The sequence below is a fragment of the Trujillonella endophytica genome (genome assembly GCF_900110555.1).
GTDB lineage: Bacteria > Actinomycetota > Actinomycetes > Mycobacteriales > Geodermatophilaceae > Trujillonella > Trujillonella endophytica.
In genome coordinates, this window is record NZ_FOEE01000001.1 from 576324 (window position 1) to 600837 (window position 24514).

The 24514-nt window shown below is 74.5% G+C and carries 26 protein-coding genes; 5 read left to right on the forward strand and 21 right to left on the reverse strand.

Features of this window, described 5'->3' with window-relative positions:
- Nucleotides 1-101: 101 nt before the first annotated feature.
- The 7 genes from BMY88_RS02740 to BMY88_RS02770 form a co-directional block, all read right to left on the reverse strand.
- Nucleotides 102-566 (reverse strand): nuclear transport factor 2 family protein, encoded by a 465-nt coding sequence (locus tag BMY88_RS02740; RefSeq protein WP_170860926.1) that lies wholly within the window; start codon nt 564-566, stop codon nt 102-104.
- A 40-nt stretch (nt 567-606) separates the two neighbouring features.
- Nucleotides 607-1461 carry a TIGR03619 family F420-dependent LLM class oxidoreductase gene (locus BMY88_RS02745; protein WP_091939785.1) on the reverse strand — a complete coding sequence of 285 codons (855 nt, stop codon included), beginning with the start codon at nt 1459-1461 and terminating at the stop codon, nt 607-609.
- Between the two features lie 31 nt (nt 1462-1492).
- Nucleotides 1493-2224, reverse strand: coding sequence for a hypothetical protein (locus BMY88_RS02750; protein WP_170860927.1), 732 nt, complete (start codon nt 2222-2224; stop codon nt 1493-1495).
- Between the two features lie 83 nt (nt 2225-2307).
- Complete coding sequence (locus BMY88_RS02755) at nt 2308-2979, reverse strand: TetR/AcrR family transcriptional regulator (RefSeq protein ID WP_091939787.1); 672 nt, start codon at nt 2977-2979, stop codon at nt 2308-2310.
- A 93-nt stretch (nt 2980-3072) separates the two neighbouring features.
- Entirely contained in the window at nt 3073-3951 is an 879-nt protein-coding gene (locus tag BMY88_RS02760; protein WP_091939789.1) for an SDR family NAD(P)-dependent oxidoreductase, read from the reverse strand.
- Nucleotides 3948-4766 (reverse strand): enoyl-CoA hydratase/isomerase family protein, encoded by an 819-nt coding sequence (locus tag BMY88_RS02765; protein WP_091939791.1) that lies wholly within the window; start codon nt 4764-4766, stop codon nt 3948-3950. Before BMY88_RS02765 ends, BMY88_RS02760 begins: the two co-directional genes overlap by 4 nt.
- Nucleotides 4767-4788: 22 nt before the next feature.
- Nucleotides 4789-6318, reverse strand: a complete 1530-nt coding sequence (locus BMY88_RS02770; protein ID WP_091939793.1) for a class I adenylate-forming enzyme family protein — start codon at nt 6316-6318, stop codon at nt 4789-4791.
- A gap of 53 nt (nt 6319-6371) precedes the next feature.
- Between BMY88_RS02770 and BMY88_RS02775 the strand changes: the two genes are divergently transcribed.
- Genes BMY88_RS02775 through BMY88_RS02785 form a run of 3 tightly spaced genes read left to right on the forward strand, consistent with a single transcriptional unit; the run spans nt 6372 to nt 10210 of the window.
- A complete protein-coding gene (locus BMY88_RS02775; RefSeq protein ID WP_091939795.1) occupies nt 6372-7589 on the forward strand; it encodes a CaiB/BaiF CoA transferase family protein in 1218 nt (405 codons plus the stop codon).
- A 14-nt stretch (nt 7590-7603) separates the two neighbouring features.
- The gene (locus tag BMY88_RS02780) at nt 7604-9157 is read left to right on the forward strand and encodes a class I adenylate-forming enzyme family protein (protein WP_170860928.1); all 1554 of its coding nucleotides are present in this window, start codon (nt 7604-7606) and stop codon (nt 9155-9157) included.
- 12 nt (nt 9158-9169) lie between these two features.
- Nucleotides 9170-10210 carry a 2,3-butanediol dehydrogenase gene (locus tag BMY88_RS02785; RefSeq protein WP_091939800.1) on the forward strand — a complete coding sequence of 347 codons (1041 nt, stop codon included), beginning with the start codon at nt 9170-9172 and terminating at the stop codon, nt 10208-10210.
- Nucleotides 10211-10213: 3 nt separating this feature from the next.
- Here BMY88_RS02785 and BMY88_RS02790 read toward each other — a convergent pair whose 3' ends face one another.
- The 4 genes from BMY88_RS02790 to BMY88_RS02805 are packed head-to-tail and all read right to left on the reverse strand — an operon-like array spanning nt 10214 to nt 14539.
- On the reverse strand, nt 10214-11530 hold the full coding sequence (locus tag BMY88_RS02790; RefSeq protein WP_091939802.1) for an alpha-hydroxy acid oxidase: 1317 nt from the start codon (nt 11528-11530) through the stop codon (nt 10214-10216).
- Complete coding sequence (locus tag BMY88_RS02795; RefSeq protein ID WP_091939804.1) at nt 11527-11760, reverse strand: NifU family protein; 234 nt, start codon at nt 11758-11760, stop codon at nt 11527-11529. The genes BMY88_RS02790 and BMY88_RS02795 overlap by 4 nt, the downstream gene beginning before the upstream one ends.
- Nucleotides 11757-13499 carry a UGSC family (seleno)protein gene (locus BMY88_RS02800; RefSeq protein ID WP_091939807.1) on the reverse strand — a complete coding sequence of 581 codons (1743 nt, stop codon included), beginning with the start codon at nt 13497-13499 and terminating at the stop codon, nt 11757-11759. Before BMY88_RS02800 ends, BMY88_RS02795 begins: the two co-directional genes overlap by 4 nt.
- Nucleotides 13496-14539 (reverse strand): NAD(P)-dependent oxidoreductase, encoded by a 1044-nt coding sequence (locus BMY88_RS02805; protein WP_091939809.1) that lies wholly within the window; start codon nt 14537-14539, stop codon nt 13496-13498. The genes BMY88_RS02800 and BMY88_RS02805 overlap by 4 nt, the downstream gene beginning before the upstream one ends.
- Nucleotides 14540-14708: 169 nt before the next feature.
- Here BMY88_RS02805 and BMY88_RS23210 point away from each other — a divergent pair, with 169 nt between their 5' ends.
- The gene (locus BMY88_RS23210) at nt 14709-15725 is read left to right on the forward strand and encodes a LacI family DNA-binding transcriptional regulator (protein ID WP_170860929.1); all 1017 of its coding nucleotides are present in this window, start codon (nt 14709-14711) and stop codon (nt 15723-15725) included.
- Here BMY88_RS23210 and BMY88_RS02820 read toward each other — a convergent pair whose 3' ends face one another.
- The 3 genes from BMY88_RS02820 to BMY88_RS02830 form a co-directional block, all read right to left on the reverse strand.
- Nucleotides 15726-16127 (reverse strand): nuclear transport factor 2 family protein, encoded by a 402-nt coding sequence (locus BMY88_RS02820; RefSeq protein ID WP_091939811.1) that lies wholly within the window; start codon nt 16125-16127, stop codon nt 15726-15728.
- Nucleotides 16124-16900 carry an enoyl-CoA hydratase/isomerase family protein gene (locus tag BMY88_RS02825; RefSeq protein ID WP_170860930.1) on the reverse strand — a complete coding sequence of 259 codons (777 nt, stop codon included), beginning with the start codon at nt 16898-16900 and terminating at the stop codon, nt 16124-16126. The genes BMY88_RS02820 and BMY88_RS02825 overlap by 4 nt, the downstream gene beginning before the upstream one ends.
- Nucleotides 16901-16969: 69 nt before the next feature.
- Nucleotides 16970-17617, reverse strand: a complete 648-nt coding sequence (locus BMY88_RS02830; RefSeq protein ID WP_091939813.1) for a TetR/AcrR family transcriptional regulator — start codon at nt 17615-17617, stop codon at nt 16970-16972.
- Nucleotides 17618-17842: 225 nt separating this feature from the next.
- On the opposite strand from BMY88_RS02830, the gene BMY88_RS02835 reads away from it, so the two are divergent.
- Nucleotides 17843-18784, forward strand: a complete 942-nt coding sequence (locus BMY88_RS02835; protein WP_091939815.1) for an alpha/beta hydrolase — start codon at nt 17843-17845, stop codon at nt 18782-18784.
- A 95-nt stretch (nt 18785-18879) separates the two neighbouring features.
- Here BMY88_RS02835 and BMY88_RS02840 read toward each other — a convergent pair whose 3' ends face one another.
- From BMY88_RS02840 to BMY88_RS02870, 7 genes are read right to left on the reverse strand one after another with little or no spacing between them, the layout of a single operon-like run.
- Entirely contained in the window at nt 18880-19947 is a 1068-nt protein-coding gene (locus tag BMY88_RS02840) for a Gfo/Idh/MocA family protein (RefSeq protein WP_091939817.1), read from the reverse strand.
- Nucleotides 19944-20810: an SDR family NAD(P)-dependent oxidoreductase gene (locus BMY88_RS02845; RefSeq protein WP_170860931.1), complete on the reverse strand. Its 867-nt coding sequence runs from the start codon at nt 20808-20810 to the stop codon at nt 19944-19946. Before BMY88_RS02845 ends, BMY88_RS02840 begins: the two co-directional genes overlap by 4 nt.
- Nucleotides 20807-21463, reverse strand: a complete 657-nt coding sequence (locus tag BMY88_RS02850; RefSeq protein WP_091939821.1) for a Dabb family protein — start codon at nt 21461-21463, stop codon at nt 20807-20809. Before BMY88_RS02850 ends, BMY88_RS02845 begins: the two co-directional genes overlap by 4 nt.
- A gap of 3 nt (nt 21464-21466) precedes the next feature.
- Entirely contained in the window at nt 21467-21811 is a 345-nt protein-coding gene (locus tag BMY88_RS02855; RefSeq protein WP_091939823.1) for a hypothetical protein, read from the reverse strand.
- Nucleotides 21808-22374 carry a nuclear transport factor 2 family protein gene (locus tag BMY88_RS02860; protein ID WP_091939825.1) on the reverse strand — a complete coding sequence of 189 codons (567 nt, stop codon included), beginning with the start codon at nt 22372-22374 and terminating at the stop codon, nt 21808-21810. The genes BMY88_RS02855 and BMY88_RS02860 overlap by 4 nt, the downstream gene beginning before the upstream one ends.
- 16 nt (nt 22375-22390) lie before the next feature.
- The gene (locus BMY88_RS02865; RefSeq protein WP_091939827.1) at nt 22391-23359 is read right to left on the reverse strand and encodes an acyl-CoA dehydrogenase family protein; all 969 of its coding nucleotides are present in this window, start codon (nt 23357-23359) and stop codon (nt 22391-22393) included.
- Nucleotides 23352-24509, reverse strand: coding sequence for an acyl-CoA dehydrogenase family protein (locus tag BMY88_RS02870; protein WP_091939828.1), 1158 nt, complete (start codon nt 24507-24509; stop codon nt 23352-23354). Before BMY88_RS02870 ends, BMY88_RS02865 begins: the two co-directional genes overlap by 8 nt.
- Between the last annotated feature and the right edge of the window lie 5 nt (nt 24510-24514).

A 24514-nucleotide genomic window follows, 5' to 3' on the forward strand; every position in this document is an offset into this window, starting at 1 on the left:
TTGGGCCGGGCGTCACATGAAGGCAGTGGACGGCCGCGATCCCGAGGCGGTGGGGCGTCGACCCTGCTGGCCTGATCGGCTCGGCGGGGCGGCGCCAGGGTTCAGCCGGTCGTGCGGTCGGGTGCCGGTGGCGGGAAGATGCCGCCGGGCGAGGTCTTGGTGAGCACGTACTCCAGGCGCCGGCTGGTGAACAGCCACCGACGGTCGCGCTTCTCGTAGGTCTCGAAGTAGTGGCCGGTGGCGAGGAACCAGTGCTCCTCGTCTCCCTGCTGCCACAGCGAGATGCCGGTCATGCCCCAGATGCCGCTCGCGGTGGTGGGGGAGTGGACGGTGATCTCCGGCGTGTGGGAGTGGTGCGCCGTCCGGAGGTCTTTCATGATCACCTTGACGCCGGCGATCATCTCAGCCGCCGACGTGAACGGCGGGTAGTCGCCGTTGTAGCCGTGGTAGTCCGGCGCGTGGAGGGCCTCCAGTGCCACCCAGTCCTGGGTGTCGACGAGGCGGTCGCGCCGCCCCTTGAGCAGCGTGATGTCCTCGATCGCCTCCAGTCGCTCGAGGATGGTCACGCCAGGGTCGTGCTGTTCCACGGGACTCCCTCCAGAGGGGTCAGAGGTCGGCGTTGACGGCGGCGAGCGCCTCGAGCTGATCGAGGTACTGCTCGAGCGAGGAGTGGACGAAGCGGGCGGAGGCGACGGTCACGCCGGCCGCGGCGAGCTCGCCCAGCGCGTCCGCGGTGGCTCCCGGCTCGTCGATCGGATCGAAGGGCGTGGACGGGCCGAGGCCGACGGTGAAGTCCGCGGGGAGCTCCACCTGGGCCAGCCACTCCTGGGCCTGCTGCGGGGTGACGTTGAAGGGCGTCCACCCGTCGGCGAGCGTCGCGGCCCGGCGCAGCGAGAGCAGGGTCTGGCCGCCGACCCAGATCGGCACGTGCGGCTGGACGGCGCACGGGTCGACGATCAGGCCGCCGAAGTCGTAGTACTCACCCGAGTAGCTGGGCTCGGGCCGGGACAGCGACGCGCGCAGGGCCCGCAGCGCGTCGTCCCCGCGCCTGCCGCGGTCGGCGAACGGTGCGCCGAGGAGGTCGAACTCCTCCTTGAGGGTCCCGACCCCGACGCCGAGGACCACGCGGCCGTTGCTGACCAGGTCCAGCGTTCCGTAGCGCTTGGCGATCTCCAGCGGGTGGTGGTAGCCGAGGACCAGGACCGCGGTGGCGAACCGGATGCGCTCGGTGCGGGCGGCGAGGTAGCCGAACGTGGCGAGCGGGTCCCAGTACCGCGCGCCCCGGCGGGCGGCCTGGTCGGCCGGCACCCCGATGTGCTCGCTGCAGGTGAGGTGGGAGTACCCGAGGTGGTCGGCGGTCTCGGCGATGCGGGCGACGTCGGCGATCGTGCCGCTCCGCTCCCACTCCCCGCTGGCCCCCGGGAGCATCGACACCACGGGGGTGCCCACGGACAGCTTCATCGTCGAGGTCCTTCCGATCGGGTCGTCGAGTTCACTCCGGCCACGCGTCCCACCGGACCATCGACCGCAGTGGGCCGGCGAACAGCGGCCGCACGGCGCCCGAGGCCCACCGCTGTTCGATCAGCGGGGTGAGGCGCTGCGTGACCGCCAGCGGGTCCTCGTCGAGGTAGACGACGGTCGTGTACTGCGGGGAACCCTGGATGTGCGGGTGCTGCTCCCAGAAGTCGGTCGAGCCGAACGTCCACGCGCCGGCCACGCCGGGCACGTCGAGCAGCGCGGGGGCGTGGTCGGTGTGCAGCCAGTTCAGCCAGCCGTCGACGTCGTCCCCCGCAGGCTCCTCGACGAGCAGCAGCACGCCGCGGTGCGGCCGCATCGGCACGACCTCGGCCGAGACCAGGGCGCGTGGCGCGGCGTACCACCGCAGCAGCGCCGGCATCCGCAGCTGCAGCGAGGGGCGCCGGATGGGAAAGCGTCCGACCTCCGCCAGCCGCAGTCCCAGCTCCATGAAGTCGTCGTGGGTGCGCTGGACCGGGTCGCCGATCAGGTAGGTGACCGCCGCGCCGATGTCGGCGAGCGGGCCCTCGCCGGCGATGCGCGCGGCGGGGTAGTCGCCGTCGGCGATGTACCGCAGGGCGTGCACCAGCCCGGGGAGCTGGTACTGCTCCGGCATGTGGTCGAGCAGGTGCCAGCGCAGGTAGCTGCCGTCGTCGTCCGCCGGCAACGGGGGTGTGAGGCTGACGAACGCCGCCTTCACTCGGATCATGCGCAGGCCTCCAGCAGGGTCCACATCGGTGGGGACGCCGCGAGCGCGGCACCGTCACCGTAGGACAAACACCCCGCTTTGTCCTATGACTCGCGCGAACGAATCCGGGACGGCGGCCACTCGGCGCCTCCGGCGGGGACGAGCGCCCGCAGCAGGTAGTGGTCGAGGAAGAGCCGCTTCGCCGCGGCGGACCGCTGCGCGAGCGGCGGGGACAGCATCAGGTTGGAGACCGCGTTGATCCAGCGCGCCGTCTCGCGCAGGTCCAGGTCCGGGTGCAGCTGCCCATCGGCCTGCCAGCGCTCGAGCAGCGGCCGCAGGTGCCGGTACACCGCGTCGACGACCGGCTCGGCACCGAACTCCAGGGCGGTGACCACCCAGCGCCCCTCCGCCGAGAAGAGCGCCTCGTTCACGGGGTCGCCGCCGACCAGCTCGATGGACCCCAGCACCAGCTCCGCGATCGAGCCCACCGCGTCGTCGGGGTCGCCCAGGGCGGCGACCTGCCGGTCGACCGACGCGTCGATCCGGCTCACCAGCACGCCGAGCAGCAGGTCGTCGCGGGTGGGGAAGTAGCGGTAGACGGTCGACCGGGCGACGCCGGCCTCGACGGCGACGTCGGCCACCGTCATCCGGACCGACCCGCGGGCGGCGATGCACCGGGTCGTGGCCTCGACCAGGCGCTGCCGCGTCTCGTCGTCGGGGCCCTTCGTGGTCGCCTGGGGAGCCGTCGGTGGGGTCGTGCTCTCGGCCGCAGGCATGGCCGGGGATGGTACGTCCGCGCCTGCGTCACGAGCAGGAGACGGCACGCGTGTCCGGACGCCTCGGCGTCCGCGTGCGGCCGGCGCCGGGGCTCAGCGCGCGCGCAGGTTGTCCCGGCCGAGGATGTCCGAGAGCGCGGGGGAGAGCTCCCGGGTGCGGTCCGGGCCCCAGCTCTCGCCGAAGGTGTAGGTGTGCAGCACCTCCCCGGTGAGATCGGTGGGTCGGGCGCCGATCAGCCACGCGACGGGGGCGCCCCAGAAGTCCTCGTCGAGCTGCTCGCCGGCCACCACCTCGCGGTTGGACCGCTCCTCGGTGATGTCGTTGACGGTGCGCAGGTAGACGCTGACGTCGCCGGGGCTGATCGCGTTGACCGCGATGCCGTCGTCGGCCAGCTCGGCCGCGTACCAGCTGGTCAGGCGGTTCAGCGCGGACTTGGTCAGCCCGTAGAGGAGCAGCCCGGCGTGGGCGCCCCCGCCCTTGCCGGTCGGGCCGGCCGCGAGCGAGGTGATGTTCACGACCGAGCCGCCGTCGCCGGCCCGCAGGTAGGGGAGCGCGCTGTCGACCAGCAGGTACGGGGCGCGCACGTTGACCGCGAAGGCTTCGTCCCACACCTGCTGCGAGATGCCGCGGCACTCCATCCGCTCGGAGGACGCGACGGCGTTGTTGACGATCCCGTCGATGCCGCCGAGCTCGCGGGCCACGTCCTCGACGACGCCGCGGACCGAGTCCTCGTCGGTGAGGTCGACCCGGCGCGCGGTGACGTCCAGTCCCTGGGCGCGGGCCGACGCCTCCACCTCGCGCAACGTCCCCATCTGTGCGGGGTCGTCACCGAGCGTCCGGGCCAGCGCGACGACGCGGGCACCGGCCCGCGCCAGGGCATGGGCGTAGGTGCGACCCAGTCGCCGGCTGGCCCCGGAGACGAGGACCACCTTGCCGTCCAGGGGCCGGTCCGTGTGCTGCTGTGTGGTCATCGTCCGTTCCTCACGTTCAGCGCGGCCACTGCCGCTCGGTGCTGGGGGGTGTCGACCAGCCGCACGTGCCAGTCGACCTCGGCGTCGGCGCTCTCGGCCAGGCCGTGCGTGAGTGCCCGGGCCACGTTCTCCTTCACGGCGCGCAGCGCGAGCGGGGAGATGCCCGCCAGCGCGCGGGCCAGGTCCGTGCCGCGCTCGGCCAGCTCGGCATCGGGGACGACGTCGGTGAGCAGTCCCCAGTCCCGGGCGTCCGCCGCGGTCAGCGCGCGGGAGGTGAGCAGCAGCTCGGTGGCGCGGGCCGGGCCGACCAGCCGGGTCAGCAGCCAGCTGCAGCCGAAGTCCCCGGCCAGGCCGGCGCGGGTGAAGCCGGTCCGCAGCACCGCCGACTCCGCCGCCACCCGCAGGTCGCAGGCCAGCGCGAGGGCGAGCCCGGCGCCGACCGCGGGCCCGTTGACCAGCGCCAGGGTGGGCTTGGCGAACTCCGCCAGCCGGACGGTGGTGGCCCGCTGCGCCCCGGCGTGCCGCGTCCGGCGCGCCTCGACGTCGTCCGCCGGGCCGAACAGGCTCTCCCCGCGGGCCATCACCTTCACGTCCCCGCCGGCGCAGAAGCTCTCGCCCGCCCCGGTGACGACGACGACGCGCACCCGCTCGTCGCCGTCGGCGGAGTCCAGGGCGGCGCCGAGCGCGTCCAGCAGCGCCAGCGAGTAGGCGTTGCGCGACCCCGGCCGGTTGAGGGTGAGCGTCAGGACGCCCTCGTCGAGGGTCGCCAGCAGCTCGTCGGTGCCGGTCGTCAGCTGCTGCGGGCCGTCGGCCACGGGGGTTCCTCCCGGAAGAAGTTCACGCGCCGGTCAGCGGGGTCAGGTGCCGGCGCTGGATCTTGCCCGAGGGTGTCCGGGGGATCGCCTCGACGAAGAAGACGTCGCGCAGCCGCTTGTAGGGCGCGAGTCGCGGGGAGAGCCAGTCCAGCAGCTCCTGGGCGTCCGGCGTCCACCCCGCGGCCGGGACCACCGCGGCGCAGGGGGCCTCGCCGCGCCGGTCGTCGGGAGCGCCGAACACCGCGCAGTCGGCGACCAGCGGCGAGGTGGCCAGCAGGTTCTCGATCTCGACGGGGGAGACCTGGTAGCCCGACACCTTGATGAGCTCCTTGAGCCGGCCGCTCACCACGATCCAGCCCTCGGGCTCGACGTGCCCGAGGTCGCCGGTCCGGTACCAGCCGCCGTCGAGGAAGGGGTCCGGCGCGTCCTCGGGCAGGTAGCCGAGCATCGCCGCGGTACTGCGGGCCACCAGCTCTCCCGTGCGGCCGCGCGGCAGGAACTCCAGCGTCCCCGGGTCGATCGCCTCCAGCTGGACGCCCCGCGGCGCCAGCCCGACGGAGTCCAGGCGGGCGCCCTCGGCCGGGTTCATCGCCAGGATCGGCACCTCGGTGGTGCCGTAGGCCGGCCGCCAGCCGACGCCGGTGCGCTCGGTGACCCGGCGGGCGATCTCGGCGTTGACGGGGGTGGCCGACCAGTTGAGGTAGCGCAGCGAGCGCAGGTCGAACCGCTCGAGGTCGGGCATCGCGGCCAGCGCGGCGGCGATCGGCGCGACGGTGAGGCCGATCGTGATCCGGTCGGCGGCGAAGCTCTCGACCATCGAGGCGGTGTCGAACCGGCGGAACAGCCGGATGGTCGCCGTCCCCTCGAAGGTGGCGCCGACGTTGACGATGCCGAGGATGTGCGACAGCGGGGTGATGCCCTGCAGCCGGTCTGTCGCCGTGACGCCGAGCGACTCCCGCCACTGCGTGGTCGCCGCGCACAGGGAGCGGTGGGTGTGCCGGACGGCCTTGGGCAGGCCGGTCGTGCCGGAGCTGAACGGCAGGGCCAGCTCGAGCTCGGCGGGGTCGCCCGTCTCGGGCAGGGTGCCCGCGTCCCCGCGGAGCGCGCCGAACGGTGTCCAGCCCTCCCGCGGCTCCGGGCCGACGACGACGGCGAGCCCGGGCCGGCCGACGGCGTCGACCACGGCGGCGCTCGCCGCGTCGGCGATCACCGCCACCGGCCCGGTGAGCGCGAGCGCGTGCGCCATCTCGTGCTCGCGCCACGCGGTGGACAGCAGAACCGCGGCCGCGCGCAGCCGGGCGAGCGCGAAGAAGGCGACGATCCAGGCCGGCTCGTTGCCCAGGCACAGCCCCACGCGGTCCCGCGGACGGACGCCGAGGGCGGACAGGCCGGCGGCCGCCTGCTCGACGGCGGCCTGCAGCTCCTGGTAGGTGTACTGCGCGTCTTCCGCCAGCACGGCCATGTGCTCGGGGGCACGCTCGGCCGCCTCAGCCAGGAGGCGCGAGTAATCGGACGGCGACGAGCCGGGCGTACGAGGCGGCAGAGTCGACATCGACGTCAGGTTATAGTTCGCTGAACGGTCGGGTCAACGACGACGGGAGCCGCATGCCGGACGGATCGGGCGCGCCGCCGCCCCTGGCGGGCCTCACGGTCGTCTCCTTCGAGCAGGCGGTCGCCGCGCCCTACTGCACCCGCCTGCTGGGCGACCTCGGCGCGCGGGTGGTCAAGGTCGAGCGCCCCGGCGCCGGCGACTTCACCCGTGCCTACGACGACGTGGCCGACGGCCTGGCGACCCACTTCGTGTGGCTCAACCGCAACAAGGAGTCCCTCGCCCTCGACGTGAAGGCCCCCGCCGCGCGCGCGGCGCTGGACCGGCTGCTCGACACCGCCGACGTCGTCGTGCAGAACCTGGCGCCCGGCGCGGCGAAGCGGCTGGGCCTCGACGCGGCCGGCCTCGTGGCCGCCCGTCCCCGGCTGGTCGCCGTCGACATGTCCGGCTACGGCACCGGCGGGCCGATGGACCACCGGCGCGCCTACGACCTGCTCGTCCAGGCCGAGGCGGGCGCGTGCGCGACCACGGGCGAGCCCGGGCGCCCGGCCAAGCCCGGCCCGCCCGTGGCCGACGTCGGCAGCGGCCTGCAGGCGGCCGTCGCGATCCTGGCCGCCCTGGTCGGCCGGGGCGTGCACGGCCGGGGTGCGGCGATCGAGGTCAGCATGTTCGACACCGTCACCGACTTCCTGGGGTTCGCCCTCCTGCACGCCCGCTACTCGGGCCGGGAGCGGCCGCCGATCGGGATGAGCTCGCCGGTCGTCTCCCCGTACGGCGCCTACTCGACCCGGGACGGCCGGATCGCCGTGCTCGGCACCACCAACGACGCGGAGTGGCAGCGGCTCGCCCGCCAGGTGGTCGACCGTCCCGACCTCGCCGACGACCCGGCGCTGGCCACGAACGGGCAGCGCTGCGAGCAGCGCGGCCGGATCGACGCGGCCATCGGCGAGTGGGCGCGCGGCCGCGACCTCGCCGACGTGCTCGCCCGCGCGGACGCCGCGGGGATCGGCAACGCGGTCTACAACGAGGTGCTCGACGTGGTCGAGCACCCGCAGCTGACCGGCCGCGGCCGCTGGCAGGAGGTGGGCAGCCCGGTGGGACCGGTCGCCTCTCTGCTGCCGCCGTGGACCAGCGACGCGTGGACGACGCCGCTGGCGCCCGTCCCCGCGGTCGGCGAGCACACCCGGGCGATCCTCACCGAGCTCGGACTGCCCGGCGGCGAGGTCGACGCGCTGTGCGCCGCGGCCGGCCTGCCCGCCCCGACCACCGCCTGACGAGAGGGAGCACCGTGCAGATCGCAGGAGTCGAGCCGATCCCCGAGGACGTGCGCCGCGGCTACGTCGCCGCGGGCCTCTGGGGCGGGGTGGGGCTGCGCGACGGCGTCGAGGCCGTCGCGGCCCGCACGCCCGACCGGGTCGCGGTCGCCGACGGGACGACGACCTGGACCTATCGCGAGCTGGCCGCCGCCGTCGACCGGGCCGTCGGCTGCCTGCGCGGGCACGGCTGCGGGCCGGGCACCGCCGTCCTCGTCATCGCCCCGCTGATCGCCCCCGCGGTCGCCGTCTACCACGCCGTCCTGCGCTGCGGCGGGGTGGCCGTGATGCTCGACCGCCGTTCCGGCCGCGCCGACGTCGTCAACGCCGTGGAGGCCGCCGGCGTCGAGCTCATCGTGACCACCGCGGAGCTGGCGACGAGCCTGCAGGTCGCCGACCTCGACGTCCCGACGGTCTCCTTCGACCACGTCATGGAGTGCGCGACCCCGTCGGAGGGCTGGACCGAGCGCGACCCGTCCCTGCCCGCGGCGATCGTCTTCACCTCCGGGACGACGAGCCGGCCCAAGGCGGTCGTGCACAGCCTCGACACGCTGCGCGCCGGCGCCCGGAACATGGCCGACATCGTGGAGATGACCGACGCCGACGTCGCGTTCCTGTCCACTCCGCTGGCCAGCATCACCGGCCTGCTCCAGACCCACCTCACCACCGAGCGCGGGGCCGGCCTGCTGCTCGAGGACCGGTTCGACGCGGCCCGGTCGCTGGCCCGGCTGCGGGCGGAGGGGGCCACGGTCCTCGGCGGCGCGCCGGTCATCATCGAGGAGCTGTTCCGCCAGGCCCAGGCCGAGGACCTGCACGAGCTGCCGCTGCGCACGATGGCGCTGGGCGGCGCGATGATCCCGCGGGAGATCCTCGAGGTCGCCCTCGACCGGTACGGCATCCGGCCGGTCCGGGTGTACGGCTCCTCGGAGGTGCCCGTCTCGACCGGCACGCTGCCGTCGGACGAGGGCGAGGGCCGGTACGCCGACGACGGAGCCTGCGCGGAGGGCACCGAGGTGCGGATCCTGGGCGACCAGCCGGGGGAGCTGCTGCTGCGCGGCCCGATGCGGATGCTCGGCTACCTCGACGAGGGCGACAACGCCGAGGCGTTCACCGACGGCGGCTGGTACCGCACCGGCGACCTCGGCCGGTTCGAGGACGGGCGGCTCACGGTCACCGGCCGGCTCAAGGAGATCGTCTCCCGCAAGGGACTGAAGATCTCGCTCACCGAGATCGACGACGTCGCCCGGCGGCTGCCCGGCGCCGAGGAGGTCGCCGCCTTCGGTGTGCCGGACGCGGAGACGGGGGAGCGGCTGGCCCTGGCCGTGGTCGCCCGGGACGTCGCCGCCGTCGACTTCGACTCCGTCACCGCCTGGCTGCTCGACGCCGGCCTGGCCAAGTGGAAGCTGCCCGAGCAGGTCGTGGTGTGGGAGCAGCCGCTGCCGCGCACCGAGAGCGGCAAGGTGCAGCGGCGGATGCTCGCCGCGGACGGCGCCGGGAGCCGCACCTTCCTCGCCCCCCGGCTGCGGTAGCGGGGGCCGGCGGTGCGAGCGGTACGCCTGCACACCACCGAGGACCTCCGCGTCGAGGAGATCGAGGAGCCGACGCCGGGGCCGGGTCAGGTGAAGCTGCGCAACGCCTACGCCGGCATCTGCGGCTCCGACCTGCACGTGTACTCGCTGCCCCGGCCACCGGGCATGGGCACCCCGCACCCGCTCACCGGTGCGACGCGACCGCAGGTCCTCGGCCACGAGTTCTCCGGCACGGTGGTCGAGCTCGGCCCGGACGTGACCGGTGTGTCGGTCGGGGACCGGGTCGCCGTCTTCCCCGTCTACTCCTGCGGTACGTGCACCGCCTGCCGCCGGGGCCGGATCAACGCCTGCCGGCGGATCGGTTTCCACGGGCTCACCTCGCACGGCGGCGGCATGGCGGCGTACACCGTCGTCCCCGCCTCGATGCTGCACGTCCTGCCCGCGTCGGTGGACCTGCGCCTCGGGGCGCTGGTGGAGCCGATGGCGGTCGCCTGGCGGGCGGTCCGCGCCGGAGGGGTGCAGCCGGGGGAGACGGCCCTCGTGGCCGGCGCCGGGCCGATCGGCATCGGGCTGTGGTTCGCGCTGCGCGCGCACGGCGTCGAGACCGTCGTCGTCGCCGAGCCCAGCCCGGAGCGGCGGGCCGCGATCGAGCGGCTCGGCGGTCCGCACGTCGTCGACCCCGACGGGTTGCCGGCCGTGCTGGCCGGGCTCGCGCCCGACGGCGTGGACGTCGTCTTCGACGCCGCCGGGGTGCCCGCGGCCCTCACCACCGGGCTGGACGCGCTGGTCTCCGGCGGGCGGCTGGTGGTCGTGGCCACCCACGGGCGGCCGGTGGAGATGGAGACCAACCGGCTCCAGATGCGCGAGCTCTCGCTGGTCGGGAGCCTCGCCTACCTGCCCGAGGACTTCGACGCGGTCATCGCCGCCATGGCCGACGGCCGCTACGACGCAACCGGATGGGTCGAGGAGGTCGGTCTGGACGACGTCGAGCGGGCCTTCGCCGACCTGCACGCCGGCCGGCGGATGAAGGTGCTGGTCCGCAGCGGCGGCTGACGGTCAGCCGGGGAGGACGTCGACGGCGGTGGCCGGCAGGTCCGCGAGCGTCCCGGGTCCGGACGCCGGCGCCAGCCACTCCGGACCGAGGTGCTCCAGCGACTCCACGCCCATGAGGGTCAGCGTCCGCTGGATCTCCTCGCGGAAGATCTCCAGGACTGCCCGAACGCCGTCGGCGCCGTCCACGGCCAACCCGTAGATGAAGGGCCGGCCGATGCACACCGCGGTCGCGCCCAGGCAGAGCGCCTTGACGACGTCGGAGCCGCGGCGGACCCCGCCGTCGAGCAGGACCTCGCCCTGCTGCCCGACCGCGGCGGCGACCGCGGGGAGGGCGTCCAGCGTCGCGCGGGCCTGGTCCAGTTGCCGGCCGCCGTGGTTGGACACCACGACGCCGTCGGCACCGAGGGCCATCGCACGGCGGGCGTCCTCGGGATGCAGGATGCCCTTCACGTAGAACGGGCCGGGCCACCGGTCCCGCATCCAGGCGATGTCGTCCCAGTTGAGTTCCGGGTTCATGAGCCCGGCGAGTCGGTTCACCGACTCGACCGCGGCGGCGCTGCCGCCCTGGTCGAGCAGGTTGCGCGCCGACACCCGCTGGTGCCTCAGGTACCGGTAGGTCCACCGGACGTGCCGGGCGGCGTCGAACGCCCGAGCCGGGGTGATGGTCGGCGGAGCCCCCATCCCGCGCAGCCGTTCCCATTCGCGGTTGCCGATGACGGGCACGTCCACGGTCACGAACAGCGCCGAGTAACCCACACGCTGGGCCCGTTCCATCAGCTCGGCGGACCCGCTGCGCAATCCGTCGCCGCCGGAGAACGGGTACAGCTGGAACAGGTGGTCCTCCTGCGTGCCCGCGGCCACCTCCTCGATCGACCAGGTGCTCGAGGTGCTGAGGATCGACAGCGTGCCGGCGCGCTCTGCGCCGTGCGCCGCACCGAGCTCGCCGGTCCAGTGGCTCAGCCCGGTGAGCCCGGTGGGAGCCAGGAGGACCGGAAGGCTGACCCGCCGGCCGGCGACCTCGGTCTCCAGCGTCTTCGGGGGCTGTCCGCCGAGCATGCGGGCCTCCACCCGGTACCGCGAGAAGGCCTCGCGGTTACCGCGCATCGTGTCCTCGGTCTCGGAACCGTGGTCGACGTAGGACCAGATCATGTCCGGCAGCGCACGGCGAGCGCGCTCGCGGTAGCCGTCGACCGAGATCGGGGTCGGGTCGGTCGCCAACCGGAAGCGGAGCCCCTTGAGGGCCGCGCTTGCGGTGGTGGGTCGGGTGGCCCTGGCCGGCAGGGCACCGTCGGCCGCGACGGTGCGGCGCAGTGGGCTCATCCGGCCACCGAGACCTTGGTGATGGTCGAGCCGCGCCGGCCGAGGAGTTCCTCCATCATCCCGGCGAGGTCGGACGGCTGGAGCTCGCAGGTGTCGCAGTCGCCGATGCGGTACTCGACGGTGAGGGTGTCGCCCTCCAGGGAGCGCACCTCCAGCACGCTGCCGTCGCTGCCCAGCATCCGCTGGAAGTGGGCGACGACGGCGCGGGCATCGGCGTCGGGGGCGCTCACGGGAGGACCACCTGCTTCGTGGTGACCCCGGTGCCGCCGTACCAGAACTGGCTGCGGCCGGCGTCCTGACCGACGACGTACAGGTCGATCTGGTCGGGGCGGCGGTACAGGGACACCTCGGTGTCCGGCGCGTCCCAGAGGAAGCGCAGGTGCGGGTGGGCGTTGTCGAACAGCTCCGGCGGCTGGTGGTGCATGACCGTGCTGAACGGCAGGCGCGCCCGGCGGAAGAACTCCTCCTGCACCTGCTCCCGGGACCAGCCGGCGATGCGGAAGATCTCGGCGTGGTCGGGGGCCAGCATGATCAGCGGGTTCCAGTCCGCGTGGAAGGGCCCCTCGGTCGTGCCCTGTCCGGCGGCGGTCAGCCAGATCCCGGCCGAGGTCACCGCCGCGTTGCGGGCGGCCATGGCGAAGGTCTCCAGCAGGTCCTCCGGCGTCGCGCTGGTGAAGTCGGTGACGTCGCTGGAGGCGTACGGCCCGTGCAGGGTGACCGTCGTCTGGTCGGCGGTGAAGCCCTTGGCGACGCGGTAGGGCTCCCACGGGGTCCGGCCCTCGTTCTCGGCGACGCAGGCGCCGAACTTGCCGGTCGCGCCGATGGTGTCCAGGTCGCTGATCCCGGGGTAGCACAGGCCGACGTTCATCATGATCAGCCGGCTGGCCCGGCCGATGCCGACGTTGACCGCCGACACCGACCCGGGGCCCAGCGCGCAGCAGCCGCTGTTCATCCCGATCTGCTGGGCGTAGGGGCCGCTGACCAGGATCAGCGGGTGCTGCGGGCCGGTGGACATGGACAGGCAGCGCAGCCCGTACCACGGGTCGAGGTAGGCCTCGGCGATCGCGAGGATGACGGGCATGCTCTCCGGGCGGGCACCGGCCATGACCGCGTTGGCGGCGATCTTCTCGACGGTGCCGATGCCGTAACCGGGCTCGAAGTAGCCGACGACCTCCTCGGGCGCGCGGCCGGAGGCGGCGATCATCGCGTCGACCTTCGCGCGGGTCGGCGGGACCAGCGGCAGCCCGTCGCTCCAGCCCTTGTCGATGAAGTCGGACTGCATCTGGTCGAAGGCGTCGAGCTGGTCCGAGCCGGAGTAGCGCAGCGTGGGCGTCTTCGGCGTCGGGACGAGGTGCACGAACTCGTCGTCGGGGACCTTCGGGTCCTCGGTGAAGGCGATGATCGCCTGGTCGGTGGCGGCGTCGATCATCTCGTGGATCAGCGACTCGGGCTGGCTGGTGATGGCGTACTTCGTCACCAGCAGCGGCGCCTCCGGGCAGCCGAACAGCTTGGCGCTCCAGTGCGCGTCCTCGACGAACCCCTCGGCGGTGATCGCGACCGTGGGCACGCCGCGGCGCTCGAGCTCGACCATCTCGTAGACCAGCCAGGAGCAGCAGCTGCCACAGTCCGCGGTCGCGCCGACGATCGCGTCGCACTCGGCGGCCATCTGGTCCAGCTGCTCGGGCGTCGAACGACGCAGCTGCTGCCCGTTGACGCCGATGTAGTCGCGGAACTTCAGGTCGGGAAAGCGGGCGACGAGGTTGGTCCTGACGCGTTCGAGGGCGACGTCGCCGAGGGCCTTGCCGTTCCAGAAGAAGCCGATCGTGGCGCCGCGCAGATCGGCGAGGCGGGGCGCCGGCGGGAACCGGTCGAAGCCCTCCTCCTCCTGCCGCGGGGTGGCGATCGGGTTGACGATCTCCACGACCGCGTCGGTCCGGACGTCGCCGGCGGGCTGGGCGGTGAGGGTCATGCGGGGCTCCCGATCTGGTTGGGCGAGGGGGTGGAGGCAGGGACGACGCCGTTGAGCACGGACGCCGGGGGGTCGCCGCGGACGGCGCGGGCGACGTTCTCGGCCGCGGCGTCGATGGTGCGGGCGCGTGCGGCGGCCGTGGCGCCGCCGAGGTGCGGGCTGAGCAGCACGTTGGGCGCGGTGCGGAGGGGCGAGTCGGCCGGCAGGGGCTCGGTCGAGAACACGTCGAGCGCGGCGCCGCCGAGGCGGCCGGCGGTCAGGGCCGCCGCGAGGGCCGGCTCGTCGAGGACCGGGCCGCGGGCCGCGTTGACGACGAGCGCACCCTCCGGCAGCCGGGCGATCCGGTCGGCGTCGATCAGCCCCCGCGTCTCCGGCGCGAGCGCCACGGCCAGGACGAGGACGTCGCTGGTGGCGACCAGGTCGTCGAGCTCCCGGTACGCCGCGCCTGCGGCCTCCTCGGGCGGGCGGGGGTGCCGGCTCCAGTACGCGAGCGAGCAACCGAACGGCGCGAGCAGGCGGGCGCAGGCCGTGCCGATGGCGCCCATGCCGACCAGGCCGACGCGCAGGCCCCGCAGTTCGCGCACCCGGGGCAGCGCCTCGACCGGCGAGGGCCACTCGCCGCGCCGCACGGCCGCGTCGGCCCAGCCGAGGCCGCGCAGCAGCGACAGCGTGGCGCCCACGCACCACTCGGCGACGGCGGTCGCATTCGTCCCGGCGGCGTTGGCCACCGGGATCCCGCGCGCGGCCCACGCGGCCAGATCCACGTGCTCGACGCCCACGCCCGGCTGCTGCACGAGGCGCACCCCGGTGGCGGCGGCAGCCTCGCGCTTCCCGAGCGGCCACCCGCCCGACCAGTCGCCGACCACGACGTCGCTGGCGGCGAGGAGTCGGTGCAGTTCGTCGGGGGTCGGGTCGGCGCCCGGCGCGAGGAGCTCCCAGGGGGCGTCGATCGCCGTGTCCAGGGCTGCGACGAGGTCCTCGGGCGGCCCCGCGGGCAGCACGAGCACCCTCGGGGTGGACGGCGGGCCGGCGGCGGTCATCGGTCCTCCGGATGCATCGGGGACGACCGGCTGCCCGGTGCGGCAGCAGGGATTGCAGCGGAGGTTAGGGGGCTGTCGCACGACGGGTCAAGCGTTTAACCTTCGTCCTGTCCGTGCCGCTCCGGGAGGGCGCGGCAGACTGGCACGGCGAGTGGATCGGGGAGGGCGAGTGGCAGCACGGCGCGGCGATCGGCCGACGCTCACCGACGTCGCCCGGCTCAGCGGGGTGTCCATCGCCTCGGTCAGCTACGTGCTCAACGACCGCCCGGACAAGAGCCTGTCGACCGCCACCCGCGAGCGGGTGCTCGCCGCGGCCGCCGAGCTCGGGTACGTGCCCAACGCCGCTGCGGCGAGCCTGCGGCGCGGGCACAACCGGATCGTCGTCGTGGTCACCGACGCGACGCTGGCCGGCGAGACCGGCGCCCAGCTCGTGAGCGCGCTGACCGCGGGCGTCGCCGAGCTCGGCCACCCGGCCCTGACCCACGAGAACCGCTCGGAGGAGCGGCTGTGCGAGGTGGTCGCGTCGGTGCAGCCCTTCGCCCTGCTGTTGGCCAGCTTCGTGTCGTCGGCGACCCGGGAGCGGCTGTCCGCGCTGGGGGTGCGCCACGTGGTCGGCCTGGGCCCGCGGCCGGAGGGCGCGGACGACGGCGACCGGTTCTGGGAGATGGTCATCGGCGAGGCGCAGGTCCGGCACCTGGCCGGGCTTGGGCACACGCGCCTGGCCTTCCTGCTGCCCGGCCCCCACTCGTCCCGGCTGCTCACCGCCCGGGCCCGGCTGTCGGGGGCGCAGGCGGCCTGCGCGCAGCTCGGGCTGGCGCCGCCGGTGGCGGTGCCGGTCCCGCTGGTCCGCGAGACCGTGGCCACGGAGCTGGCGGGGCTGCGGCAGGCGGGCGTCACCGCGGTGTGCGCGCACGACAACCGCACCGCCGTCGCCGTCCTGGCGGCGATGTCGGACCTCGGCTGGACGGCCCCCGGCGACATGGCGCTGGTGGGGGTGGGCGACACCTGGCACGCCCGTCTCACGACACCGCTGCTCAGCACCGTGCGCATGCGCGGCATGGACCTGACCGCCCGGGCGGCCGAGTGGCTGGCCGCGGCCATCGCCGGCGGCGGACCCACCGACGTGTCCGAGGCGCTCCGCGCGGCGCTGCCCCCGGTCGAGGCCGTCCGCCGGGAGACGACCTGACTACTCCGGGCGCTCCTGCAGGCGGCCGGCGGAGTCCATGAAGCGCACCGTGCGGCTGCGGAACAGCCACCGGTCACCGTCGCGCACGACCTCGTCGTCGTAGATGGTCAGCCGGTGCTCGCTGCGGTCGGCGGGCAGGAAGACCAGCTGCGAGCGGACCGTGGCGCCCTCCGCGGTGGGGGTGACCAGGCTGCGGCCGGTCAGGTGCTGGCCCTTGGGCGCGGTCTCGAACATCCGGCGCAGCTTCTCGCCGACGAAGGCGCGGCCGTAGGTGCGGAACTCCGCGCCCTCGGCGAAGAGCGCCATCGCCGCGTCGACGTCGTCGGTGTCCAGCGCGAGCACGTACGCCGACAGGAGGTCCTCGACGTCCTGCCGGTCGGCGGGGGAGTAGGCGTCGGTCACTTCGACCGCGCCCGCATCTTCGCCAGCGTCGCCTGGAAGGCCGGCTCGTCGAAGGAGGCGGTCTCCACGGTGAGGACGTCGTCCAGGGCGGCCTCGACCCGGGCCAGCAGCGGCTGGTTGAGCACCCGCCGGGTCTCGCGCAGCGACTGCGGCGGCAGCTTCGCCAGCTTCGTGGCCAGCTTCGTCGCCTCGCCGATGACCTGGTCGCCCGGCACGACGCGGTTGGCCAGGCCGTACTCCAGCGCCTGCTGCGCGCTCATCCGGCCGCCGAGCAGCAGCCACTCCTTGGTGCGCTGCAGGCCCATGTTCAGCGGCCAGGTCAGCGCCCCGCCGTCGCCGGCGACCAGGCCGAGGGAGACGTGCGGATCGGCGTAGTAGGCGTCCTCGGCCATGACCACCAGGTCGGCCATCGAGGCGAGGCTGCAGCCGAGGCCTACCGCCGGGCCGTTGACCGCGGCGACGACCGGGTGCGGGAACGCGACCAGGGCCCGGACGAGCTCGCCGGCCTCGGCCATGATCCGCTTGCGCAGCTCCTCGTCGACGACCATCCGCTCGAGGAGGTCGAGGTCGCCGCCGGCGGAGAACGCGGTGCCCGCCCCGGTGAGGACGACGGCACGCAGCCCCGGCTGATCGGCCAGGCCGCCCCAGACCTCGGCGATCGCGCCGTGCAGCTCCTCGTCGGCCGCGTTGAGCGCCGCCGGCCGGTTCAGCGTCACGAGGGCGACGCCGTCCTCGTTCGGTGCGGTGGTCAGGACGGTGTCGCTCGACGTCACGGGAACTCCAGAGGAGAGAAAACCTTGGTCGACGTCGACTTTAAGCGATGCCGGGGCGTCCCGGGTAGCTCAGGCCGCGCCGGCGGCGCCGCGGGCCTTGCGGGCCCGGTTCTCCTTGAGGCCCAGCGCGTTGGCCCAGAGCAGGGTCAGCTGCTCGACGGCGGTCTCGAGGTCGAAGGACCCGGCGCCGAAGAAGAGGGTCTCGGCGAACCGGGCCACCATCCCGCCCAGGGCCTGCGCGGCGTAGCGGGTGTCGATCCGCTGGTCGGCCAGCCCCTCGGCCTGCAGGCGGGCGATCGTGGCCTCGAGCCGGGCGGCGAGCTGGTCGTCGCGCTCGGTGCGGACCCGGCGGACGTCCTCGTCGTAGCGGCTGACCTCCTCGATGACCCGCATGATCGCGGCCTCGTCGCGGTAGGCGGTGAGGTAGGAGCGGTTGGCCGCGCGGATGCGGTCGATGGGCCCGGTCGGGCGCTCGCCGTCGGCGCCGGTGTCGTCCATGGAGACGAGGCGGACCTCGACCTCCGCGGCGATCTCGCGGAACAGCGATTCCTTGGACTCGAAGTAGTGGTAGAAGGACCCGTGCGAGACCTCGGCCTCGGCGGCGATGTCGGAGATGCGGGCCTGCAGGAAGCCGTCGCGCTCGAACACCCGCTTGCCGGCGTCGATGAGGCGCGCTCGGGTCCGCCGGCCCTTGGCCGACCGGGGCTCCGTGTCCATGGGGAAACACCTTCCTGACCGGCGCCCGCCGGTCGCGGGCCGCACGGGCTCTGCGACCTCGTGATCACGCAAGAGCATAGGCGAGAACCGGCACCCGGCCCGCCCGCAAGGCGCCGGCCTCGCCCGGAGGGGTGGCTCCTTGTCCGCCGTGGCCGCGTGCGCCAGCATGGTCGTCATGACATCGGCGTCGATTTCACTTCCGACCGCGGCCGGGCCGGTACCGGCATGACGGAGCCGCAGGCCCTCGACCGGCTCGACGCCCGGCTGGTCGCCGAGGCCACGCTCTTCCGGGTGCCGCTGACGGTCGAGTCGTTGCCGGTCATCCGGCAGTCCCTGGACGCCCGCCGCGCCGAGCAGGCCGCGGCCACCGACCCCGGCGGGGTGGCGGTCGAGGACTCGTCCGTCGACCTGGCCGGCCGCGCGGTCCCGGTCCGGATCTACCGGGGGACGGCGGACCGATCGGCGCCGGTCGTGCTGTTCTTCCACAGCGGCGGGCTGGTCCTGGGCAACCTCGACACCGACCACGCGCGCTGCCTGGCGCTGGCCGCCGTCGCGGAGTGCGTGCTGATCAGCGTCGACTACCGGCTGGCGCCGGAGCACCCGTACCCGGCCGCGTTCGAGGACTGCGTGGGCGTCACCGAGGCGGTGCTGGCCGACCCCGGGGCGTTCGGCGTCGACGGCGCCCGCCTGGCGCTGTCCGGCTCCAGCGCCGGCGCGGGGCTGGCCGCGGCCGTGGCGCTGGCCCTGCGCGACCGCGGCGGGCCGCAGCCGGTGTTCCAGCTGCTGCACCAGCCGATGCTCGACGACGCGACGGCGACGCCGTCCATGCGGGAGTTCGTGGCGACGCCCGGCTTCGACTCCGAGAGTGCGCGGTTCTCCTGGGACGGCTACCTGGCGGGGCGGCCCGCCGAGGCCTACGCCAGCCCCGCCCGCGCGGAGTCGTTCGCGGGTCTACCGCCGGCGCACATCTGCTGCTCGGCCGTCGACCCGCTCCGCGACGAGGCGATCGACCATGCCCGCCGGCTCCTCGAGGCCGGGGTGCCCACGGAGCTGCACGTCGTCCCCGGCACCTGCCACGGCTTCGACTCCTTCGCCCCGAACCACCCCTTCGCCGTCCGCGAGACGGCCGCCCAGGTCGACGCGCTCCGCCGCGCCCTCGACAGGTGAGGGAGTGGATCGGTGCCGGTCTCGGGCACCGATCCACTCCGTCAGCGGTCGGCCGCGCGAGGCCGCGACTCCACCGGGGCGGTGGCCATCCGGGGTCAGGGTGCCTGCCGCGCGCCGGTGGCGGAGGCGCGGTCGATCGCCTCGAGCAGCGCGGTGAGCCGGACGGCGGCAGCGAAGTCCGGCAGCGTCCGGGTACCGGCCTGCAGGTCCCCGGCCAGCCGGGTGTAGACCTCGGCGAGGTTGGCGGGCGGGCCGATGAGACCGGGGGGAACGGGGTCGGCCAGCGCGGGTACGGGCACGCTCGCCTCGATGGCCAGCCGGGGGATCTGGTAGGTGCCGGGGACGGTGCCGACCACGCGCAGCCAGCCCTCGGAGCCCTGCACCTCGAACAGCGCCGGCCGGGTCGAGGTGCCGCCGAGCACCTCCAGCCCCGAGACGCAGCCGCTGTCGTGCGCACCGATCACGAACATGTGGTCGGCGCTGGTGCGGTCGACGAGCTCGCCGGTTCCGGCGACCGGCACCTTCGGCCGCAGGATGCTGTTCCGGGCGTCGACCTCGACGTAGGGGCCGACCAACGCCTCGATCGCGGCCAGGGTGTGCCCGCCGCCGATGGTCTCCAGGGTGGCGCCGTTGCGCCGGTCCTGGAGGTAGGCCGCGTTCGGGTCCGCGGTCTCGCCCCACGCCGCGGCGGTGGCGAACACCCGCAGCACCCGCGGAGTGCCGATCGCGCCGTCCTCCACGAGCCGCACCGCCTGCCGGATCGCCGGGGCGGACAGGCCCTGCAGCCCGATGACCGCGTGCACGCCGGCCGGAACCGCGGCGGCCATCTCGCGGGCCTCGGCGAGGTCCACGCCGAGTGGCCACTCGCAGTAGACGTGCTTGCCGGCCGCGAGCGCGGCGAGCACGACGGCCCGGTGCTCTGGCACCTTGACGGTGACCACCACGACGTCGACGTCCGGGTCGCGGGCCAGCTCCAGGGAATCGCCGAGCCCCCGCGGTGCGCCGAAGGCGGCGGCCGCGCGGTCGGCGCCCTCCTGGGTGCGGGCCGAGACGGCCGCGATGCTGAACTGCGGGAGCGCGCGCAGCGCGGGCAGGTGGGCGTCGCGGCCCCAGCCGCGGTCGGGGTTGGCGCCGACGATGCCCACGCGGATCGGACCGGTCATGGGGTGGCTCCTCGAGGGGTGCGGTCGACCAGCACGGTGCGCCCGTCGAGGCTGTGGGTGGGACGGCCGATGTCGTCGAGGTACCGGTGCGAGAAGGCGATCACCCCGGTCGTCTCGGTCGGCGGCCGGGTGACGAGGTCGAGGGCGGCCTCGGCGATCTGCTCGGGGATCTCGCAGGCGGCGTGGTCGGGACCGAACCCGAGCCCGAGGCTGTCGAGACCGGGGGTGAAGACCCCGCCCACGGGGGCGACGAGGTTCACGGCGATGCCGTGCCCGTACAGCTCGGCGGCGAGGCCCTGGGTGAGCCGGTGGACGGCGGCCTTCAGCGAGGCGTACAGCGCGTCGTGGCCGAAGTACTCCAGGTGCCGGTCGTAGGGCGGCTCGGGGGTCTTGGCCACCGAACTCGACCCCAGGTTGAGGATCCAGCCGCGTCCGCGGTCGATCATGTGCGGCACCAGCAGGTTGCACAGTCGCCACGGGCCGAGGAAGTAGCTCTGGACCTGCGCCGTCGCCTGCTCGAGGGTGTACTCGCCGATCGGCTCGTAGAGCGCGGTTCCGGCGTTGTTGACCAGGACGTCGATGCCGCCCGTGGCCTCGATCGCGGCCGCCACGAAGGCCCGGCGACTCGCGTCGTCGGTCACGTCCAGGGCCAGCGGGGTGGCCGTGCCCCCGGCCGCGCGGATCACCTCGGCGGTCTCGTGGACCGTGCCGGCGAAGCCGCCGACGGGCCGCTCCACGCTGCGCGCACCGAGGACGACGTGGGCGCCGGCCGAGGCCAGGCGCTGGGCGATGGCGCTGCCGATGCCCCGGCTCGCGCCGGTGACGACGGCGGCGCGGCCCTCCAGCGGGCGGTCGGGGGTCACGGGGCGCGCATGATGGTCGCGTCGATGTCCCCGACGACCTGGACGACGTGCGGGTCGACGACGTACTGCGGGTACTCGGCGTCGAACCAGGCGTCGACCAGCCCGTAGTGCACCGGGGTCCGCATGTAGGGGCCGGTGAGCCCGCCGAGGTCGTCGAACTCCTGCTCCCACACGTGGGTGTAGGCCTTCGGCCCCTCGACGGTGGCGACCGTGCTGAGCGCCCAGCTGCGGATCTCCGGTACGTGCCGGGGGAGCAGCAGGGTGGCCTCCTCCAGGTCGCGGGCCGCCTGCGGGTAGCCGTGCGGCATCACCCGGAAGACGAGCGCGCGCCAGATCCCGGGCCCCGCCTGCCGGACGGCGGTGCGGGTGACCCGGTAGCCGACGCCGGTGACCGCTGCCCCGTCCACCAGCGGTGCGACGCGGTCGCGCCACACCGGCGACAGCGGGGCGGCGATCGCCTCGGCCTCGGTGCCGAACTCCGCCCGCCACACGACGTCGCCGGCGTTGATCACCGCCACGGGGGAGATGGGGGCCACCCAGGACGACCGGAGCCCCGGTAGCTCCGCCGCGGCTCCGGACAACCCGGCGACCAGGGCCTCGCGCTCCCCGGCGCGGTCCGTCGGGAGGGTCAGCATCCGCAGCGAGACGAACACGGCTCAGTCCTCCGTCGGCTGGTCGGAGAGCACGGTGCGCCGCCGGGACATCGTCAGGCGGTCGGCCTCCTGCCAGAAGGCGTGCTTGACGAAGCGCTCGTCTCCGCCGTCGGCGGTCCGGCTCAGGCGCATCCGCCACCACGCGTCCACGTCCTCGAGCGACCACAGGTAGTACAGGGTGGTGGGCAGCTCGGGGAGGTCGCGCTCCGGCGGGTTCTGCCAGGCGCCCTCGAGCTTCATGCCCCGGCCCAGCGCGCCGGGGAGGTACCGGTTGCGGTGGGCGAGCCGGAACTCGGCGGCCAGTCCCGGCTTCACGGTGATCTCGTCGAGGACCAGGACCCGGGTCACCGGGATCCCTCGCCGGCCCGGTCGCGCAGCTCGGCGGGGAGCTCGAAGTCGTAGACCATGTCGGTGCGGTCGCGCCGGCCGAAGACGAACCGGTCCTCGACCCCGGGCCGCTGCCGGACGCGGTCGAACCAGGACTCGCCCGACGGCTGGATGCGCGACCAGTCCCAGACGACGACACGGCGGGCGATCCGCCACGGCCCGCCGTCCCGCCGCTCGAAGCGGTCGAGGTAGCGCCCGCGGATGAACTCGTCCTCGAGGCTCCCGTCGTCGCGGCGCGCCTGGTGGGCGGCATCGAAGCAGGACTCCACGTGCGCGACGTCCCCGTGCAGGTCGACGAGCACGTTGCTGATCGCGTGCTGGCTGTAGACGAGGTGGGTGGCCTTCGTCAGGTTCGCGATGATGTTGCCGACCGGCCCGCCCACCAGGCCGTGGTGGTCCTCGCCGTCCTCGTGGAACTGCGCGGCGTACAGCTCCGGGTCGGCCCGGTCGGTGGCTCGGGCGACGCGGTACAGCGCCTCGGTGATCTCCTGCGTGGCCAGCAGGTCCTCGACGGTGAGGGCCATGCCGCTCCCTCTCGGGTCAGGTCGCCGGCAGGGAGCCGGCGAGGGTGAACAGCTCCGGGATCACGCCCTCGGTGCGTGCCTGCCGGCCGATCGCCGCCACCAGGTCGGCCGACGAGCCGGCCACCTGGTCCAGCGCCATGCCCCGCTGGTGCAGCCGGTTGAGCGAGTGCTCCCAGGTGAAGCTGATCGCGCCGGTCACCTGGATCGCGGTCTGCGCGACGGAGTGGAAGACCCGCCCGGCCATGGCCTTGACCGCCCGGGCCAGTTCGGGGTCCACCGGGCCGGCCGCGGAGCGCTCGACCGCGATGTCGAACAGGCAGGTGAGCTGGTGGCGGTCCGTCGCCGCCCACGCCAGCAGGTGCTGCATCGCCTGGTAGCTGGCGAGCGTGCGGCCGAACTGCTGCCGCTGACCGGCGTAGGTCGCTGCGTCGGTGAGGAGGCGGTCGGTCAGGCCGAGCAGTTCGGCGGCGGCGCCGAGCCGGGCCCGGACGACGATCCGTTCGCGGAGGGCCTCGGCCTCGTCGTCGGGGACGACGGGCACGAGACCCGCCGGGTCCGGGTCGAGGACGGCGAGGTAGTCGTCCGCCGCCGGCGACGGGGCTCCCCGCGTGACCGCCGCCGGGTCCGCCACGGCGACCAGGCCGGAGCCCGGGCGGTCGACGACGACGGTCGCCCCCGGCGTCAGGCCGGGCACGGCCACCAGCGACGAGCTGCCGAAGGGGGCGCCGAACAAGGGTGCCCCGGCGAGGCGGCCGTCGAGCGCGCCGGCCAGCGGCAGCAGCCCCAGCGCGGGGGTGGACGCGCCCCGGAAGCCCTGGGCCTCGAGGAAGGCGTACGCCGGCCGGAGGTCGTGTGCACCGTCGGCGTAGACGTCGGCGAACCCGAAGGCGTCCAGCGCCGCGGCGCCCTCGTGCCGGGTCAGGATGGCGGCCGCGGCGTCCCGGAAGCCCACGTACTCGGCCGGCCGTGCGACGGCGTCAGCCATCGTGCAGCCCCAGGATGTGGCGGGCCACCGTGATGAGCTGCATCTGCTGGGTGCCTCCGTAGACGGTGACGATGCGCGAGAAGAGGTACTCCTGCTGTTGGAGCACCTCCTCCGGGGTGTCGGCGGGCAGCGCGATCCGCGCACCGTCGGTCTCGCGCAGCAGGTTGAACAGGTTCTGCTCGGTGCGCGTCATGAGCAGCTTGTTGAAGGCGGCCTCCGGGCCCAACTGCGCGCCGGCGGCGGCGCGCTGCATCAGCTCGACGGCGGCCGCCCGGACCCCGGCCAGCTGGAGGACGACGTCGCCGAGCTGGCGGTCGGCGTCCTCGCGCATGATCTTCGTGCTCGGGGTCAACCACTGCCGGAACGCACAGTGCCGCAGCCACGACAGCGTGCCCCGCTCGTGGGCGAGCAGGAACATCGCCACGGCCCAGCCGCGGCCGACCTCGCCGATCACCTGGCCCGCGGGCACCCGCACGTCGGTGAAGTAGACCTCGGCGAGCTCGTCCGTGCCGTTGGCCTGCCGGATGGGGCGGACCTCCACGCCGGGCGAGGAGAGGTCGATCGCGATCATCGTCAGCCCGCGGTGGCGCTCCTCCGGGGTGCCGGTGCGGACCAGGGCGAGGCACCAGTCGGCCCACTTCGACCAGCTGGTCCAGATCTTGGCGCCGTCGACCACGTAGTCCTCGCCGTCGCGCACGGCCCGGGTCCGGAGGGCGGCAAGGTCCGAGCCGGCCTCCGGCTCGGAGAAGCCCTGCGACCAGGCCCGCGAGCCGTCGAGGAACGACGGCAGCACGGCCGCGGCGAAGTCCGGCTCCGCGAAGCGCACGAGCGTGGGCGCGACGATCTCCAGGTGTTCGAAGACCGTCGGACCCGTCCAGCCGGCGCGGAAGAGCTCCTCGGTGACCACCGCGCGGTGCAAGATGCTCCCGCCGAGGCCACCGACGGCCTCGGGCCAGCCGGCGCGGCCCCAGCCGTGCTCGCACAGCAGTCGCCGCATGGCCCGCGCGTCGCGCACGCGGGTGTCGTAGTCGCTGTGCACCGTGAGGAGAGGTGCCAGCTCGGCCGAGAAGGCCGCAATCCAGTCGCGGAAGCGGTCGGCGAATCCCGCCAGGTCCTCCTGCGACAGGTCCCCAGGGCCTGGCTCCTGCACGCGGT